The organism is Roseobacter sp., assembly GCF_039970775.1.
Classification (GTDB): domain Bacteria; phylum Pseudomonadota; class Alphaproteobacteria; order Rhodobacterales; family Rhodobacteraceae; genus Roseobacter.
This window is the reverse complement of the sequence record NZ_JBDVLG010000005.1, coordinates 23,749-43,083: the sequence shown is the minus strand read 5'-3', so window position 1 is coordinate 43,083 and position 19,335 is coordinate 23,749. Positions and strand designations below refer to the sequence as shown.

7 protein-coding genes are annotated in these 19,335 nt (G+C 62.0%); all 7 read right to left on the bottom strand.

Annotated features, from left to right (window positions below; all coding sequences use genetic code 11):
• Nucleotides 1–9: 9 nt before the first annotated feature.
• Genes ABJH13_RS00965 through ABJH13_RS00935 form a run of 7 tightly spaced genes read right to left on the bottom strand, consistent with a single transcriptional unit; the run spans nt 10 to nt 19,225 of the window.
• Nucleotides 10–660, bottom strand: a complete 651-nt coding sequence (locus ABJH13_RS00965) for a 4'-phosphopantetheinyl transferase superfamily protein (protein ID WP_348404340.1) — start codon at nt 658–660, stop codon at nt 10–12.
• Nucleotides 657–1,994 carry an MATE family efflux transporter gene (locus ABJH13_RS00960; RefSeq protein ID WP_348404339.1) on the bottom strand — a complete coding sequence of 446 codons (1,338 nt, stop codon included), beginning with the start codon at nt 1,992–1,994 and terminating at the stop codon, nt 657–659. The genes ABJH13_RS00965 and ABJH13_RS00960 overlap by 4 nt, the downstream gene beginning before the upstream one ends.
• A complete protein-coding gene (locus ABJH13_RS00955; protein WP_348404338.1) occupies nt 1,981–7,371 on the bottom strand; it encodes an amino acid adenylation domain-containing protein in 5,391 nt (1,796 codons plus the stop codon). Before ABJH13_RS00955 ends, ABJH13_RS00960 begins: the two co-directional genes overlap by 14 nt.
• Nucleotides 7,368–11,579 carry an amino acid adenylation domain-containing protein gene (locus ABJH13_RS00950; RefSeq protein WP_348404337.1) on the bottom strand — a complete coding sequence of 1,404 codons (4,212 nt, stop codon included), beginning with the start codon at nt 11,577–11,579 and terminating at the stop codon, nt 7,368–7,370. The genes ABJH13_RS00955 and ABJH13_RS00950 overlap by 4 nt, the downstream gene beginning before the upstream one ends.
• A complete protein-coding gene (locus ABJH13_RS00945) occupies nt 11,545–12,612 on the bottom strand; it encodes an LLM class flavin-dependent oxidoreductase (RefSeq protein WP_348404336.1) in 1,068 nt (355 codons plus the stop codon). The genes ABJH13_RS00950 and ABJH13_RS00945 overlap by 35 nt, the downstream gene beginning before the upstream one ends.
• 28 nt (nt 12,613–12,640) lie before the next feature.
• Nucleotides 12,641–17,095 carry a beta-ketoacyl synthase N-terminal-like domain-containing protein gene (locus ABJH13_RS00940; RefSeq protein WP_348404335.1) on the bottom strand — a complete coding sequence of 1,485 codons (4,455 nt, stop codon included), beginning with the start codon at nt 17,093–17,095 and terminating at the stop codon, nt 12,641–12,643.
• Nucleotides 17,096–17,113: 18 nt separating this feature from the next.
• Nucleotides 17,114–19,225, bottom strand: coding sequence for an AMP-binding protein (locus ABJH13_RS00935; protein ID WP_348404334.1), 2,112 nt, complete (start codon nt 19,223–19,225; stop codon nt 17,114–17,116).
• Nucleotides 19,226–19,335: the final 110 nt, after the last annotated feature.

Genomic DNA, 19,335 nt, shown 5'->3' with positions numbered 1-19,335 from the left:
CACCCCGCCTCAGCGCGTGACCAGCGTGACGACACGCGCCTGATGGCTCGTGCACTGAACCGGGATGACATGATCGCGAAACCGCAAGGTGATATGGTGCGCACCGACATCTGACACAGATGCCTCTTTGAAGTCAGGGATGTCGGGCAGATCTGCAGACAGCGCCTTGAACGCGGCCTCTTTTGCCGAAAACGCGAGGGTCGCAAAGTGTCGCAAGCCCATGTCATTGGGGCGGGCGGCGTATTCGGCGGGGTGAAGCACCACATCAGCGACCTGCTGCATCACGTCGTCGCAAAACACCGCTTCGCAATCCACCCCGACCCGCGCGTGGTTCTTGCTGACGACAGCCATGGCAAGATCGCCCGCATGAGAAATCGACCCCGCCCAACCATGGGGCCAAACCGGTGCACGCCCGGCCCGCCCGACGGCGCCTGCGCAGCCCGCATCGCGCAAGGCCAAGGTGGCACATAAACGCCCCGCCAGAAATTCGCCGCGCCGTTTTGGGACGGCAGCATTCAGGTCAGCGGGTAGCGCGACACGAACGACCCCACCCGAGGATGCGTAGTGCAGATCAGGTTGCGTTGAGGCGTCAAAATGGCACCACCGCCAGGCCAGCCCGGCGCATGTGATCCACGGTTTGCGTGAGACAACGCGTGTCATCGGGTGCGCTGCGCGATGGCCGCGCGTTGGTGTGACCACCGCCACCCCATGGCGACCGCCTTGATGAATTCTTCAGCAAGAAACGCCCACCAAACACCGACCACCCCAAACCCCAACGGCGCGCAAAGCCACCATGCCAAAGGCAACCCCACACCCCAGCTCAAGGTTTGGCTCACCAGCACCGGCCACCGTACATCTTCGATCGCGCGGAGGGCATGAAACAGCACCATATTCACCGCAAAACAAGGTTGCAGAAAGATCGTCAGCCACAGCAGTTGCTTGCACAGGGCCACGACTTTTGGGTCGTCCGTAAACAAACCGATAAAGAGATCGGACCCAAGGTAGATCAGCCCCGCGCACCCCATTGCCAACCCCGCCGTGACCCACGCCGATTGCACGCCAATATCGAACACATCGCCAAACCGTTTGGCCCCCAAGCGGTATCCGATCAGAACCTCAGTGCCTTGGGTAACGGCCATGATCACGAGGGTCAAAAATGACATCGCGATCATCACATAGGCGCGCGCCAAAACCGGCAATTCACCCTGCGTTGCGATAACGCTAACCAACACGATCTGGTAAAAGCTATAGGCGATAAAATCAGACACACTGGGCAAGGCCAACCGGGTCATTTGGCGTATCATCGCGCCATGTTCCATCACCCGCGACGCGACCAGCTTTAGGCCCAAAACAGACGTCACCACACAGGCCAACACGACCGCAAAGAGCACCCGTGTGCTGAGGTTTGCGACCCCGGCGCCCTGCGCGCCCAAAGCGGGCAAGCGGCCCGGTCCGATCACAAACATATACCCCAGTGCCAGATACAACACCGCGCCAAAAGCCCCCAAAACCATCACAATTTCGCTGCGCCCATAGCCGCGCAAACAGGCAACGGCGGTATTGCCAAAACACAAAAACAACAGACCGCCCGCCGAGATCATAAGGTAGTCAAGCGCGCCTGCCTCCAGCCCCGGATCCAACGGCATGGCGCGCAAAAGGACCGGCCCAACCAGCACCATCGCCACGCTGAGCACAGCGCCCAACACAAGGTTCGCCATGCATGCGACCTCTGCGGTCAGACGTGCGGCTGCGCCGTCCCCGCGCCCCAAATGTTGCGTGATCAAGATGACCGCGCCAATGCCCATCACGGCTGAGAGTTCCATGGCCACGCGAAATACCAACCCCGCAATGCTAAGGCTGGCAGCGGTTTGGGGGGCGTGCGCGCTCCAGATCATCATCTCGGCGGCCATCACGGTGAACATCACCAACGACTGCAAGAACAACGGATAGCTCAGCTGGAACAGCGACCGGTTGGTGGGGTCACTCTTCGTCAAAACTGACCAAATCCGACAGGGCATCTAAATCGATATTCATGTCATCGGGCATCGCATCTTGGGACGGGTCTTCAACAGCCCGCACATGGGGCGCTAACGCTGCGATCGACGGATAGCGAAACAAGTCACGCGGGTCGAACACAAGCCCAACATCCGCCGCACGCGATGCAATTTGCACTGCGCGAATGGAATCGCCCCCCCGTTCGAAAAACGTATCATCCCGGCCCGGAGCCGCCCCCAACACATCCGCCCACAAGGTCGCCAGCTGACGTTCGGTGTGCCCCATCGGCGCGACATATGCGCCTTCTTTGCGCGCATCAGGCGCGGGTGTATCGGATGCGGCTAAACGCGGCACAGGCTGCGGTGGATCACATAAAACAATGGTCCCATCTGGGTTCAGTCGCGCAATGTGATCTGTCACAAAAAGGCACGTTTCAGCAGCGTCTAATTCATGTGGATCGGCCCATGTATTGGGTTGAAACCGCACAGCTGTGGCACCGGGATCATTCAGATACCCCCGCGCAAGACCCGCCCCGCCCACAGCCAAACGCCCCGGCATCCCCGGTGGTAAAAGGGCGCCTTTCGGCCCTAAAATAATCGCTCTCACGCCCGGCGCGGGCATCAACCCACCACCGCGACGCACAAACGCGCAGAGCAATTCCGGAATCGACACCAAATTGGCACGCGGGTCGCTGATGTCTCCGAGGGTCACGCGCGTGGTTTGGTCAATCAAAATGCCGTTTTCTGGCCCATCCCACGTGCAGGGCAGACCAGTTGCATCGCCAATGGATTGCGCCAAAACGGCGCCAACCGTCCCCTGTTTGCACCCGGTTTGAATGCTCGAATATACGGTGAACCCGGCGGCAATCTGGCCCAGATGATCCTGCACCCTACTGTCAAAAACCGGCACGCCGGGGGTGGGCGCGACAAAGGTGATCACGCCGCCGTTTGGGCTTGTTGACACCGGATGTGTCACGGGCGGATGCACTACATTACGGTCCGTTGGACTTAACAGCGGCACGTCACACAGTGGGGTGTCTTCTGCCTCGCACAGGCCGGTTAACAACGTCTCAAACCGGGCTGCCAAGTCTTGGACACGGGCCTCATCGAACAGGTCGCGGGCGAATGTAAAATGCCCCCTCAAACCGTGTTCAGTTTGGAACATCTCCAATGCAAGATCAAAGCGCGCGTGTTGGGTCGCCGACGGTAACGCCTGCCATGACAGTTTATCGCCCAAGGTGCCCGCGCGGGGGGCTGATGCCATGGAAAAGAACGTTTGAACCAGTGGCGCGTGGGCCTCGCTGCGTGGGGGTTTCACCATATCGATCACCGTTTCAAACGGAAGATCCTGATGCGCATGCCCGGCTAAAACCGTATCGCGGACATGGGCCAAAACCGCGCTAAATGCCGCCGCCGGGTCAGGCCGAATCCGCATGGCCAGCGTATTCACAAAAAGCCCGACCACATCGTGAAATTCAGATAGTTGGCGGTTTGTCACCGGGGTGCCGATGATCAAATCGGTATCGCCACTATGACGGTGCAAGAACACCGCATAGGCCGCCAGCAGCCCCATGAACGGGGTCACCCCGTTTTGGCGAAACAAACGGTCTAGGGCCTTGGATTGGGCGGGAGCGACCGAAATCTGCACCTGCCCCGCGTCGTTTGTGCGGATATCGGGGCGCGCGCGGTCCGTTGGAAGGGTGATCAAAGCGGGCGCCTGCGCCAATTGCCCGGCCCAATAGCTGCGCTGGGTGCTCAGATCCAGTGCGTCCTGCCAATGCGCGAAATCACTATATTGCACAGGCGGCGCGGGGGCGGGTGTATCGCCACGGTAGGTGTTTTCCAGATCGGCCAGCATCAGGCCAAACGACCATTCATCAGCCAAGATATGGTGCAGCGTCAGGACCAACACGTGGTCTTCGGCGGCGCATTTCACCAACCGGACACGCCACGGTGGTTGGCGTTCCAATTCAAAGGGTCGCGCGGTTTCTTGGTGGCGGACGGCATTCAACTGCGCGTGTTGTTGGGCCTTGGGCGTGGTGCTCAGGTCGGTGTCTTGCAGGGGGGGCGTATAATCGGGGCGTATTTCGACGCTGGCAAGACCATCGAGGGCCGGGAAATGCGTGCGCAACACGCTGTGTCGGGCCGCCACCGCAGCAATCGCACGTTCCAATGCGTCGCGGTTCAGCGGGCCCGACAGACGCAGGCTAAGCGACAGATGATAGGCCGATTGTTCGGGCTGCAAGCGCGCCATCAACCACACCCTGGTTTGGGCCGCAGAAATCGCAGGCGTGGGCGATGCGATCACAGCTGGCAGGCTGCGCGTGCGGTCTGAATGTGCCACCACCGTGCAAAATGCGCCGAATTGCGGCGCGTCAAACAGCACCCGCAACGACAAATCAACGTCCAGCAGACGCCGCACCTCGCTGATGACCCGCAAGGCCGACAATGAATGCCCGCCAAGCGCAAAGAAATCATCCTGTGCGGTGATCCCGGCAACCCCCAAGGTGTCGGCCCAGATAACCGCGATCAGCGCGTCTTGTTCCGTCAGATCAACGGGGCCTGCGGTGTTGGGTGTGTCCGGGGCAGGCAGCGCCTTGCGGTCGATTTTGCCATTCGGGGTCATGGGAAAGGCATCTACGGCGACAAAAACCGATGGGATCATATAGGCAGGCAGGGCCCCGGCCAAGGATTTGCGCCGCTCTGAGGTCGCCACCTGCGCACCATCGCCGCGCAGATAGGCCACCAGTTGCGCGGCGTTGCCCTGCCCACGGACGACAACAACCGCTTGGGTGATGTCAGGCAAGTCCTCGAGGTGTTTTTCGATCTCGCCCAGCTCGATCCGGTAACCGCGTAATTTGATCTGGTCGTCCAAGCGGCCCAGAAATTCCAATGTGCCCACTGCCGTCATGCGCATCTGATCGCCGGTGCGATAATACCGCGCGGCGCCGTCGTGCACGAACTGGCGCGCGGTCAGGTCAGGGCGGCCCAGATAGCCGGGGCTTAGCCCCAAACCACCGATGCATAATTCGCCCGGAACGCCGCGCGGTACCACGCGCCCTGATGGATCGCGCAGCATGAATGTGGTGTTGTCCAACGGGCCGCCAACCGGCACTTTGGCACCATCCAGCAGGGCGGCTGTGACCTGCAACGCGCCCGACCAAATCGTGGTTTCGGTGGGGCCGTATAGGTTCCATAATGCGCCCCCCAACGATAATAAATCCTTGGCCAGCGCACTGTCCAAGGCCTCTCCGCCCGACAGCATCTTTAGCCCGCGCCGCCCGGCCCAGCCGCTGTCACGTAGCACGCGCCACCCTGCTGGGGTCGCCTGTTTGACGGTGATATCGTAGGTGTCCAGCATGTGGGCCAGACCCTTGCCATCAATCGCCGCCCCGCTGGGTGCAATCACGACGGTACCGCCTGCCACCAACGGGCCAAAGAGTTCCAGCGCTGCGATATCAAACGCAACGGTCGTGACCGCAAGCAGCCTGTCTTGCGCCCCAAGCCCCGGCGCGCGCACCATCGACCCCAGAAAATTCGCCAATGCGCGATGCGAAATAGGGACCCCTTTGGGCCGCCCTGTGCTGCCCGACGTATAAAGCACATAGGCGATGTCGGTTGGTGCGACATGGTCAGGCAACGGACCCTTGCCCGTGCAAGACGCCACCATGAGGGTAGGAATAGGCAGCTGCGGGTCAAGCGCGCGCTGCCCCACGGCATCTGTGAGCACCAAGGCGGCACCTGCGTCGCCGAGAATATACGCGATACGGTCCGCCGGGTAGATCGGGTCAAGCGGCAGATACGCGGCCCCGCACCGCCACACAGCGATCAAAGACGCCAGCAAATCTGACGTTCGGTCTTGGCAGATCGCGACGATATCCCCGTGCCGCACGCCCTGCGCCCAAAGAGTTGCACCAATCTGGGCGGCGCGGGCCATCAACGCGCCATATGACAACGCAGCGCCATCCGGGGTGCACACGGCCAGATCGTCGCCTTGTCGGGGCAACAGCATGTCCAGCACGGTGTGGTTCACGGTGACAACGGGCCCTTGACCCATCGCACCCAGATCCGCCTGCGCGGTTGCATCCAACAGATCCAATGCGCCCAGACGGGTGGGCGCAGCGCGAACAATCTGCGCCAGCACCGCCTGCAAATGATCCGCCAAAGCATCCAACGCGTCATCGGGGATCCGCGCGCGATCTGCGGTCAGGCATATCTCAATCTGCGCGCCCGGTAACACCTTTAAAACAAGCGGGAAATTGGTTTGTTCAAACAAGCCCGTTTCCATCAATTCCAACAGGTTACCGTCTCGTTTGATGGTGGATTGTATGTTGTCTGGGTAGTTTTCAACGATCAGCAAGCTTTCAAACAGCGGCGTGTTTCCATCCAACCCCGCCCATTTCTGAATGTCTGACAGCGCCGCATGACCGTAGGTTTCACGCGCGATCTGATCGCGTTGAATACCCGCAAACCACGCGATGATGTCACAGTCATCGGCCACATCCAGCGTCACGGGCACCGTGTTCAGAAACAGCCCGACCATCGTCTCTGCGCCGGGCAAATCCGCCGGGCGGCCCGACAGTACCGTCCCGAATGTAACACGCCTCTGCCCCGAATAGCGCGAGAGCACCAGCCCCCAAACGCCTTGCAGCATAGTCGCCAAGGTCAACCGGTGCTGTTTGCATAGCGCCTCAAGCGTTTGGGTCAGCGGCGCATTTAGCTGTACGCGGTGATCGCGCGTGCCTGTTGCCCCGGTCGCGGCACGGTCAACCCCCAAGGGGGTGGGGCCTTCGAGGCCGGTCAACGCTTGCGTCCAGTAGGTTTGCGCGGCGACTACATCGCGGGTCTCGCGCCACTCAAGATAGGTGCGAAACGGGGGCGGCACGGCGCGTTGGGGGGCCCCTGCCATCGCCGCCAATACATCGCGTACAACCAGCGCACTGCACCAGCCGTCCAACAGAATATGGTGGAACGTCCAAACGAAAATATGCGTCTGCGCATCCAGCCGGATCAACGCGAACCGCATCAGCGGCACGGCATTCATGTCAAACCCAATCGCGCGGTCCTGTGCCAACCACTGGGTCAAATCCCTGCCCGGTTCTGCCGACCAATCATGCACCTGCCAGTCCGGATGCACCTGCGCGTGGATGGCAAACGCCGGATGATCAAGGCTGTCCCAATGGCACTGCGCGCGCAACATATCATGGCGCGCGATCACATCATGCCAGGCCGCGCGAAACGTCTCGCTGTCCAGCGCGCCGTGCAACCGGCCCCAATATTGTTGCACATAGCTGGCCCCAGACGGGTCATACAGCGTTTGAAACAGCATGCCCGCCTGCACCGGCGTCATTTCGAAAACATCCAGAATGTCGGTCATGCGACGTCTCCTTTGGTCAATAGCTGTGATCGCAGTTTATCGAGCTTGCTGCCCGACCGCGCGACAGGCGGGCGGGTGATTTCACTCAGGACCTTGGCGGCCAGCCGCGATACCGTTTCCCCGCGCAACACGCTTGGGTCGTGGTCCCAGCACATTGCAACGCGGCCCGCCGTCTGGGTGACACGCACCGTCAGGGCGGCACCGCGCAGGGTCGGCAGAGGTGGTGTTTGGTGCCATGTCCCGTCGATCACCGGCACGTCGCGCCACGACAAAACCGCAAGCCCCTCCGGCAGGTCGCAAGGGTCAACGCCCTGCCCCGGTGCCGACGACAACGCCGCGTGCACGGCACCCATTGCCGCATCATGGTCGCCCGGTTTGGGCAACGTCAAAGGCACCGCGCGGGTAAATTGGCCCGCACTGGCCATCGCAGGTTCCTCGATCAGAACCACATCGCTAGCGCCCTGTTGCCATTGCGCCAGAACCCGCAATATCGCCGCCGCGAGCAACCGTTTTGGTGCGTCTGGGCCCGCACCCGCGGCTGTCCGCAGATCTGTGGTTTGAACCTGTTGATGCACGGGCGCCCTCACGCCCCCACCCCCATCATGACGCAAGGGATGCAGGGTGCAAGCATCCACAGGCGTAGGTGTTTGCAACCACTGCATATACTCGCTGGGCTCCGTAGCTTGAGGCGTCGCGCCTGCCAAAAGCACCGCAAGATCGCGCACGACCAATGCCACCGATGCGGTATCTAACAGCGCGGCGTCTACGGTCATTTCGACATGATCCCCAACCTGCCGCACGGCCCAATGGGTGCTTTGCGCGCGCGGCACCCATCGCTGCCCGTCCCGGTCCAACCCAAGCGCCGGATGCAATTGCGTCAACCGCTCAAGCGCCGCGGGCACCGCATCGGCACCGCATTCTGGCAGGGGGAGACGCAACGACCAGGCGCCTACCGCACCATTGGCTTGCCACACACTCATAGGCGCGTCTGTTGGCGCAGCAGGCTGGCACACTGCGGCCTGCGCGCGGATGGTTTGGTGTTCAAACAGCATGGTGGGCTGCAAGTCCAACCCTTCGCTACGCGCCCGTGAGGCAATCTGCATAGCACTCACTGAAGTGCCGCCAAGATCAAAGAAATTCGCATCAATGCTGATGTTATCCTGCGCCAGAACACCCGCCCAAATGGCCTGCAACTGGGTTTCGGTCTGCGTTTCCGGGGCACTATACACATGTTTTGGCGCATCAGGTTTGGGCAACCGCGCCCGGTCGATTTTGCCATTTGGGTTTAGGGGGAAGACGTCGAGCCAGACAAAACTGGCCGGGATCATATAGCCGGGCAGATCCACGGCCAACGTTGCGCGCAGGATCTGAGCCTCTTGGTGCACACCCGATACATAGGCCACGAGCCGGTTGTCAAAGGGCGTGACAAGCGCCTGCGATATGCCAGGAAGTTGCGTCAAAAGGGTCTCAATTTCGGCGGGCTCAATACGGTGGCCGTTTAGTTTGATCTGGTCGTCCAACCGCCCCAAAAACCGGAACGTGCCATCGCGGTTGCGCGCGGCCCTGTCCCCGGTCAGATACATCCGCGCGCCCCCAAGCGTGGGGAACCGCGCTGCCGTCAGGGTCGTATTGCGCCAATACCCGGGGCTTAGCCCCGCGCCGCCAATCGCCAATTCACCGGGCAGATCGGCAGGCAGCACCTTGCCATATTGATCGACGACATGCAGGGTGGTGTTGGCCAGCGCACCCCCAAACGGGATATCGGCATGGGTCAAATGATCGGGGGCCAGATGGTCGGGGGTCAGACGCAACGCGCCCGACCAAATTGTTGTCTCGGTCGGCCCGTACATGTTCCAAAGGGCCCCAACCCGTGGCAAAAGAGCCGCCGCAAGATCATGTGAAAGCGCCTCGCCGCCGCATAGTGCCGTCAGTGTCGGCGCGCCTTGCCAGCCATGATTGACCAACAACCGCCACGTCGCTGGGGTCGCTTGCATATGGGTGACGTTTTGCGTGTCCAGCGCGGCAATAAGCGCGGCGGGGTCCGTTGAAACAGTGCGGTCCGCCAAGACAACCCCTGCGCCACAGGCCAGCGGGGCGAAAATTTCGAGCACAGAAATATCAAACGCTACGGTCGTGACCGCCAACAGACGGTCGCCGCCGCGCAGGCCCGGTGTCTTGAGCACAGATGCGACCAGATTGGACAACGCATAGCGCGTGATCGGCACGCCTTTTGGGGCACCGGTGCTGCCAGACGTAAAGATCAGATAGGCCAAGCCATGAGGGTCAGGCACGCCAAGGTCCGCCTGTGGTGCGGTGTGGTCCAACGTCGTCGGATCCAGCATTGGACATGTTGCGTCAAACGGCGTGTCGCATAAAACCAACGCGACATCGGCCTTGTCCAAGATCATGGCGCGCCGGGTTTCGGGGTGATCCGGGTCCAGTGGGACATAGGCTATGCCCGCCTGAAGCGCCGCCACCATCGCCACCACAAGGCCCGGCCCACGGCGCAGGCAAATCGCCATGCGCGCCGCTTTGTCTTGCAGTTCAGGGCGGGCGCGCAGTTGGCGGGCCAATGTGTTAGCAGCCTGCAACAGCGCCCAGTAATCAAGCGTTTCGTGCGACGCCAAATCCGTGATCGCAGGTTGGGGATTGGCCTGTTGTGCCGCGATCAACGACCACAGATCAGGGACCACACAGGCAGGGCCCTGGTCTATCAGCGTGGGCGTCACGGCGGCGGGTACGAAATCTAGGGTTTCAATCAATGCCTCTGGCCGGGCAACCGCATGCGCCAGCAGGGTTTCGAATTGTGCGATCATATCCGCAATGCGCGCAGCCTCAAACACCGCAGTCCGGTATTCTGCCACAATCACAAACCGATCATCGCGCGCCACCATATGCCAACTGAGGTCAAACTTGGCCTCGGGCACGGGTACCACATGCTGCGTGATGCGCACATCCGGATCGCCCAGATCAACCGTATCGCCGTTTTGCGCACCATAGCCTGATTGCAATTGAAACAAGCACTGAAACAGCGGGTTTTGCCCCGCAGCCCGGTCTGCCCCCACGGTCTCGACGACCCGCGCAAAGGGCAGATCTTGGTGTTCAAACGCCCGCGCGAGCCCCGCGCGCACCACGTCGACCCAGTCGCAGAACCGCATGTGGGGCGACAGCTGGTTGCGCAACACCAAGGTGTTCATAAAGAGCCCGATCACCGCATCCGACCCCGCGCGCAACCGCCCCGCCGTGGGCGTGCCAACGGCGATATCCACGCCGCCGGTTTGACGGTGCAGCAACACCTGAAACGCCGCCAACAGCACCATAAACGGGGTGACCCCCAAGGCCTGCGCCAACCGTTTGATATCGGCGGTAGCCGCATGCGACATCTCATGCACGGTGGTGTCCGCGCGCCGGTGCATCTGCGTGGTGTGCCCCCCCAGATCTTGGGGCGCAAGATCTGCAAGCTCGCGGTGCCAAAACGCGGTTTGGTCGGCGGCCGCGTCGCCTTTGCACCATGCATCTTGCCCCAACACGTGATCTGCAAATGTTGTGTTCAACGGCGGCAGGTCTGGCGCCTGACCGTCCCGCAGTTTTTGATAGCAATGCGTGAGGTCAGCCAAGAACACCCCGCGCGACCATCCATCTGCGATGATATGATGGAACGCAAAATAGATACGGCACCGTTGCGGCCCACCCGGATGCAGCGCCACGCGCCACACTGGCCCCGTCGCAAGGTCAAAGGGACGCGCAGCAAACGCCCGTTCGGCTGCATCTGTATCGTCATCTGCAGGCAAAACCGAAAACGGCAAAACCATCGTGTCATCAATGGCTTGCCACGGCACACCGTCTTGGTCGGGGAAGGCACTGCACAGGGGGGCGTGCCGGTCCATCACCGCTTGCAGGGCGCCGCGGAGGGCGCCAATATCAAGCGCCCCTGCAACATCCCAACAAAACGCAATGGAAAACGCGGCGCTGTCGGGGTGCACCGCTTGCATCAACCAAAACTGCATCTGCGCCGGTGACAATGGCAGACGGTCAGGCACGGCCACAGCCGCAGGCGCGACGCGGTCCCACGCGATACCCGCCGCCTCGATTTGGGTGCGAAACACCGCCTGTTGGTCCGGCGACAACCCGGCGACACGCACCTTCAATGCAGCAATGCGGTCTTCCATCAGGTCAGGCAAACGTCGGTTCGGGTGCGGCCACCGCATTGGTCGCGGCCAGTTCGGCGATTTGGGGCAAGCCGCCCATAACCAACGCCGGGTCTTGGACAAAATCGATGAGACAAGCGATCTCATCCACACCGGCAGCGGCAATCGCATCGACCATCGACTGACAGGTTTGCGGGCTGCCGATCAAGGCACGGCCTTGCATGAACCCTTCGACCCCAAAGTCCAGCAGGCTTTCAAGATCCGCATCGCTGAAGTCTTCGAGTTTCACGTCAAGTTTCATGCCCTTGGCCAGCCCATCCAGCAGATGGTAATGCGTGCGCAGGTAGTCTTTGAACGGTTCGGTCACGTTCGTACGGGCCATTTCTGGGTCGCCGTCCAGCAGTGTATGCACCATCAACGTCACCTTGCCGCCATCCGGGTCATGGCCGTTTTGGTCCAGCGCGGTGCGGTAGGCTTTGATCTTGGGCGCCAGATCTTCGATCGTTTCGCCCAGCAGCGAACACAGCACATTGATGCCCCGCCGCCCCGCCTCGATAAACGTTTCCGTCGACTGACTGGCGACCCAAAACGGGATGCGCGGCTGCAACGGTCGCGGTAGGGTTTTTGCCTCAACGATCGTGCCGTCCATGTCTTCGAATTCGACAGCCTCGCCCGCAAACAGACGTGTCACCTGTTCGTAACTTTGCCACAACAGGCTGCGACGATAACCGTAGGGTTCGCGCGACAAGACAAATTCCTGCATCGTCCAGCCCGACGCGATGCCGATCCCCACACGCCCCCCCGACAGGTTATCAACCACCGACCATTCCTCGGCCACGCGCACCGGGTGTTGCAACGGCAAAACCTGCGACCCCGACCGCAGTTGCACGTTTTTGGTCACCATCGCCAAGGCCGATGCGATCACGGACGGCGACGGGTATAGGCCACCAAACGCGTGGAAATGCCGTTCGGGCAACCACACCGCGTGCAACCCGTTTTGGTCGGCAAATTTGGCGCTTTCGATCAACAGGTCATAGGCGTTTGTGCTGCGACGCGAACCGTCACCATCAAAGTAAAAGAGGCTGAATTTCATGTGCTTATCCGATATATTAGGCGGGGCTTCAGCCCACGGTTTCTTGTGTTGGGGTGCGATCCAGCGCATCAAGCAATGTCTCGAGCGTGTCCGTTTCGGTTTGCGCGATCTCAAGACTGGTGCGGATGACAGAGGCGATGCCCGCGGCTGTTGGCGCTTCGTAAAGCAGCGTGCGTACGGGCAGTTCGATCTGGTATTGGCGCCGCAGTTTGTTGATGATTTGGATGGCCAGCAACGAATGGCCGCCAAGCTCAAAGAAGTTATCTTCGGCACCAACGTCCGCCACCCCCAGAAGGTCTGACATTGCGGCGGCCACGGCGCTTTCGTAGCTATCGCGCGGTGCAATATAGGCGGTGGTGCGCGTGTGGTGCGCTGGCGTCGGGGCCGTTTGCGGGGTCATTGCCATACGCAACCGTGTGGTAAGGTCACTCGGGCAAACCACCGCTTGCGCCAGACCCGGTTGCGCCAAAATCGCGTCGCTGATCTGCCACACCTCTGCCCCGCTCAGGACCCGCAACTTGGACATGCTGTGCACCGACTGCCCCATGGAACCCGTTTCCGCCATATCCCACGCCACGCCCCGCCAAACGGTGCCGCCTGCGCGGTTTGCATCAGCGCATGCGGCATCAACCCATGCGTTCGCCGCCACATAGCCCGCAAACCCGTGACCACCGGCCAAGACTGACAGCGACGATTGCACCAGACAAAACGCAGGCGTCCGTGTGCTGATGACCGCGCGCAGGGCCGTGAGGCTGGCCTTTTTATGGGCAATCATATGGGCAATGGCCTTGCCGTCGGCCTCGGCCAGCGGCAGGTGAAACGCGTCGCCCATCGCGGACGTGTGGATCACCCCCGATATCGCGCCCAGTTGCGCCTCGGCCTTGGCGATGGCGGCACCAAGGGCATCCGCGTCGCTGATATCTGCGGGCATCACCAGTATATCGCGCCCGACTTCGCCCATGTCACGCAACGCGGCGATCATCTGGCCGGTCGGGGTGTCGGCGCTGTTTGCCGCGTACCAATCCTCCCAGTCTTGGGGGTTGGGCAGCCCGCGCCCGACCAAAATCAGCGGGGCCTGCCAAGCCGTACGCAGGCCGCGCGCAAAGGCCAGCGCCAAGCCTTCGGTCAAATCCCCGGTGATCAGGATGGGCCCAGCCGCGCGCATGTTGGTCGCGGGGGGCAGCGGCGTTTGCCTGTGCCCCAACGCCCACAGACGCCCGCCGCGCCGGGCAAAGCGCTGGCCCGTTGACCAAGGCAGCGACAAGGCAGCGACAAGGTCGCCTAAATCGTGAACGTCAAGATCAATCGCACGGGTTTTGACGCCGGGCAGTTCTTGACACAGCACTGGCAGCAGGCCCAACACCATCGCGGCATCCGGCGACAGGGCCTCACTGCCCGTGACGTCCTCCATGCCTGTACCCAACAGCGTAATTTTGGGCCGCAGGTCGGTGGATGCCAGCGCACGGGCCAGCGCAAGCGTGCCGTCAAACAGCCCCGACGATTGCGCCCCAAGACCCCACGCAACCGCAATATCGCGCACCGCAACGCCACGCGCCTGCACTGCCGCGAAAAGCTGCGCGTAGTGGGCCGGGTTTGCCGGATCAAGGGCGTAGCCTTGCGGCGTTTCTTGAAAGTCACCCGTTGTGTTTTGCGACACCAATATCGCGTCTTGCCCGAAGGGGCCCTGCAGATGGTCCGCCCCAAAAACAAGGTCAGGTCCGGTGCCTGCCGCAAGGACCGGGACGCGCGACCAGACCGGTTGGTAGACCCAATCTTCGGGTGTGTCAGACGGCGCGGCTTGGTCTGGTGTGGCCTCCGTTGGCGACAACCAAAACGGGCTGCGTTCAAACGGATAGGGCGGCAATGAAATCCGGCGGGCATCGCCATGGCGCAGCGCGGACCAATCCAGCGGGACGCCCGCGGCCCAAAGATCGCCCGTTGCGGTCAAAATTTCAGCCCGCCCGTTTTCAACGCCGCCCCCCGGCATCGAAGCCACCCCGCGCCCTTTGTCGCGCAGGGTTTGGCGGGCCAGACGGATCAACCCGCCACCTGGCCCGATTTCTAGCAACATCGGCGCTGTGAGTTCGCCCAACTGGCCGATCCCTTCGCCAAAACGCACCTGTTCGCGCAGATGCCGCGCCCAGTACGACGGGTCGGTGGCATCCTGCGCGCCCAACCAATCCCCCGTCACATTCGACATCATGGGAAGGATCGGCGCGTTCAGGTGCACCCCGCGCAGAACATCGCGAAACGGGGCCTGTGCCGGGGTCATCGTCGCACTGTGAAACGCGTGCGAGGTTGGCAGCACCTGACATCCTAAGCCGCTGCGTTCAAACCACTGCGCCAGTTCGGCCAAAGCCGCGTGCGGGCCCGACAGGACAACGCTGCGCGGACCATTCACCGCGGCGATTTCGACCCCGTCGGGCAGGCTGTTGCGGGCCTCTTGTTCCGACATCATGACCGCCAACATGGCCCCCGGCGCGCACGCCTGCATCAACGCGCCGCGCGCCGCCACTACCGCGCAGGCGTCGCGCAGATCAAACACCCCCGCCACGGCTGCAGCTGTCAGTTCGCCCAGTGAATGACCGATCATCGCCTGTGGTACGACGCCCAGACCCATCCAATGCTGCGCCAGCGCGTATTCCATCGCAAACAAAGCCGGTTGGCCAACCGCCGTTTGGTGAATTTGTGCGGCATCCGGCGCATCAGGGTCCAACAGCACCCGGCGCACCAGATCTGCATCCAGCAGATGCGCCAAACAGCCGTCCAACGCGTCACGAAACATCGGTAAACCCGCATACAGGTCCCGCGCCATGCCCGGACGTTGACTGCCTTGGCCAGAAAACACGAAAACGGTCTCGGGCGGGGGGCCCATTGACGTGGCGTGCACAATCGAGGGGCTGCGCAATTGCGATATGGCCTCTTGCGCGGTGTGCGCGACGATCACATGACGATGTTTGAGCGGTTTGCGCCCGTCTTGCAGGGTCATCGCGACATCCTGAAGATCTGGCGCGCCTGTTTCTATCATGTCGGCCAACCGGGCGCGCAGGGCATCAAGGGCCTCTGGCGTATGGGCCGACAGGGGCAAGACCTGCATTGCGGCGGGGGCCACGCGCGCGGCGATACGGGGCGGTTCTTCGATGATCAGATGCGCGTTGGTTCCACCGATGCCAAACGCGCTTAGCCCCGCGCAGCGCGGGCGCTCAGGGTCATGTGGCCAATCGCGCCCCTCTGCGATCATATCAAAAGCGCCGAAATCACACCTTGGGTTAGCCGTTTCGAAATGCGCGGTGCCGGGCAGATGACCATGCCGGAACGCCAGCAGGATCTTGAACAAACCGGCCATACCGGCCGCCGCATCCAGATGGCCGGTGTTGCCCTTTACGGCCCCCAAGGCGCATCTGCGCCCCGCCTGCGCCAACCCCGGACCATAGGCCGCATTCAGCGCCGTCAGCTCGATTGGGTCGCCCAGTGCGGTGCCCGTGCCATGCGCTTCGATATAATCGATATCGCGGGCCGTCACCCCTGACGATTGCAATGCTTTTGTGATTGCCGCAGATTGCCCCGACACACTGGGCGCCGTCAGCCCGACCTTATCGGCGCCGTCATTGTTGACGCCCGCCCCCAGCAACACGCCATAAATGGTATCGCCATCCCGTTGCGCGTCGCCCAGACGTTTCAACGCCACAACCCCGACACCATTGGCAAAAACCGTGCCCTGTGCGGCGGCGTCGAACGGCCGGCAGGCCCCATCGGGCGACACGATGCCATCTGCGTGGTATTGATACCCTTCAGCGCGCGCCTGATGAACCGCCACAGCCCCCGCCAGCGCCACATCACAGGCCCCGCGCCGCAACCCATCCATCGCCTGATCAATCGCCACCAGCGCCGTCGAGCACGTGGTTTGCACCCCGATGCTGGGCCCCTTCAGATCCAGATGAAACGACGCGCGCGCCGCCACCATCCCACCGATATTTGCCAACCCCGCATCAAACGGGTCGGCCCGTCCGGCTGCGCGCAAAATATGGCTCGATAAGGACGCACCGGCGTACACACCCACGCATGTGTCCGGCCGGGGCGCCCCATAGCCCGCGTCGTCCAGCGCATGCCACGCGGTTTCGAGGAACAGGCGCTGTTGCGGGTCCATCAGCTCTGCTTGGCGCGGGGCATATCCGAAAAACGCCGCATCAAAGCTGTCGCAGCCATCAGGCCCACCCCAAACCGGCACATACCCGGGTGCGTCCATGTCAGACGGTGCCCGGCCTGCGGTTTCCATGTCTGTGGGGGTGACCGCGCGCAGGCCGCTACGCCGCGTGGCCAACAGCTCCCAGAACGCCTCAAGATCATCGGCACCGGGCAGCCGCCCCGCCATACCCACAACTGCAATTTTGTGGTCAGACGTCGATTGCAGATCCTCGATCTTTTTGCGCGCTTGCCCAAGCAATGACAGCATTTCAGGCATGGTGATGTCAGAAGTATCCACGGCGCTAGAAGCCTTTCGTTAGGAATTTACGGGGGTGCCCAACAATGCCCGCAACGCGGCAACATCATCTGTGGGCAGATTTTCAGGCGCAGGCATGGGCCCAGACAAAAGCGCCATAACGTGGTCACACAACGACGCAGGCGTCGGGTGCGCATAGATCACCGTGGCATCCAAAGGCACATCCAACGCATGTTCAAGGGCCGCCACCAACGTAAGACTGCCTGCGGAATCAACGCCCAGTTCAAAGAACCCAACCTGCGGATCAACCTTGGTTTGTGCCCCCGTTGCGTTGGCCAGTTGGTCACATATATGGGTCAACAACCGCGACCGGCGCACGGGGCGGGGGGCGGATGCCAACGCGCGCGCCACATGCCCGCGCGGTTCTGACGGTGCTGCGATGTGCACGGGTTGCGGCCCTCTATCGGCCACAACGCCGGGCAGATCCTGCGCGCATATGGTGCGTTGGATTTTACCGCTTGGGGTGATCGGTAGGCTTGTGGGGCGCAAAAACCGAATGCGGCGGGGGGCCAGCCCGTGGGTCTCGGACAGCGCGGCGTTGATCGCCTGCACCATCGCGTTGATATCTGGTGCGCGATAGGCCGCGCGGGTTACTTCACACGCCAGCCCAACACCTTCGCCCGCCGCGTCATGGTGCATGTAGGCCGCCACACGTCCAGGTTGCACCTGCGGGTGGGCGGCGGCCACCGTGGCCTCAATGTCGTGGGGGAAATGGTTCGCGCCCCGGATGACGATCATCTCTTTGATCCGCCCGGTGACAAACAAATGCCCGTCATGCAACGCGCCCAGATCGCCGCTGCGCAGCCACCCGGCGTGACCCTCAAGGGACTGGTCAAACACATCCACGTTGGCGTCGGGCCGGTTCCAATATCCCGGCGACACCTGCGCGCCTTTTACCCAGATCTCTCCGACATGAGAGGTTGGCATCCGCGCACCGGTTTGCGGATCCACAATCGCCACCTGCGTCCCACGCAACGGCACCCCGCTGGACACCACCCTGCGCCCTGGGCCGGGCACAAATAGACCTGCGTTAAACGCGGCCTCTTGCAGGTCGATCTGCGGCGCGTCCGGGGGCGACACACAAACGCCCACCGTGCTTTCGGCCATGCCGTAGCACCCCACGAAGGCGGATGCCTTCAACCCGCACGGCACAAACGCATCAAGAAACCGCTGTGTTGTGTCTGGGCGGATGGCTTCGGCGCCTGAAAAAACAACCCGCACCGATGATAAATCAAGCGTTTCCGGCGTGGCACGCCGTGCCATTTGATCAAACGCAAAATTGGGCCCGCCCAAGACCGTCGCGCCGATCTGACCGACCAGCCCCAAAAACCACATCGGGTCGCGTAAAAACGCCGCCGGAGCCACCAGTGTCGTCTGCATCCGCGTGTAAATCGGCAGCAGCACGCTCGAGATCAGGCCCATATCGTGGTACATCGGCAACCAGCTGAGCAAATGATCATCCGGGCGATAGCCAAACCCCTCGACGATCTGCCCCAGATTGGCCGACACCATCGCGTGGGTCACAACAACCCCCTTGGGCGCGCCGGTGGATCCGGACGTGTATTGTAAAAACGCAATGTCGTCGGGTGCTATGCGCGGCGGCACAAAACCGCCTGACGATGGTAATACAGATTGCGTAGGGTCCGCAGACACCAAGGCCTCGCACGGCCCTAGGTTTTCGGATTGCGCGACGCGGCGCACCTGGCTTTGGATGCACGGTGCGACCAAGATCGCCCGCGCGCCCGCGTCACGGTAAATGCCCAACCAGCGCGCATTGTCGTTGCGTCGCGGCGCAGACACCGGCACCGCGACAACCTCTGCGCAAAAGCACCCCAACATCGCCGCGACAAAGTCCAACCCTGCGGGAAACATCAACAAAACACGGTCTTTGGGTCGCAAACCCATCGCCAAAATTTCGGCGCGCACACCCACTGCGCGGGCGAAGACCTCTTGCCAGGTCCACGCGCAGGCCGGCGACGTTGGCGACATAAATTGATAGGCTGTCGCGCCGCCATCGACGCCGGCACGCGCCACAAGCATGGCCGCAAGGCCGCGAAACGGGGCCGCCGGGCTAGGGGCCGCACCTTTTGAGATTTTCTGTGGCTCTGCCATTCCCAAGACGCATCCTTTGGTCTCAACCCAAATGGGCGAGACGGCCTAAAAGATAATGCTGGCGAGACTGGCGAATGCTGGATGCCGCTAAATTCGGGGTTGTATTATTA

Excerpts from the sequence above, each read along its gene's own strand:
- ABJH13_RS00965 (WP_348404340.1), bottom strand. The coding sequence starts at position 660 with ATGACACGCGTTGTCTCACGCAAACCGTGGATCACATGCGCCGGGCTG.
- ABJH13_RS00955 (WP_348404338.1), bottom strand. The coding sequence starts at position 7,371 with ATGACCGACATTCTGGATGTTTTCGAAATGACGCCGGTGCAGGCGGGC.
- ABJH13_RS00950 (WP_348404337.1), bottom strand. The coding sequence starts at position 11,579 with ATGCGGTGGCCGCACCCGAACCGACGTTTGCCTGACCTGATGGAAGAC.
- ABJH13_RS00945 (WP_348404336.1), bottom strand. The coding sequence starts at position 12,612 with ATGAAATTCAGCCTCTTTTACTTTGATGGTGACGGTTCGCGTCGCAGC.
- ABJH13_RS00935 (WP_348404334.1), bottom strand. The coding sequence starts at position 19,225 with ATGGCAGAGCCACAGAAAATCTCAAAAGGTGCGGCCCCTAGCCCGGCG.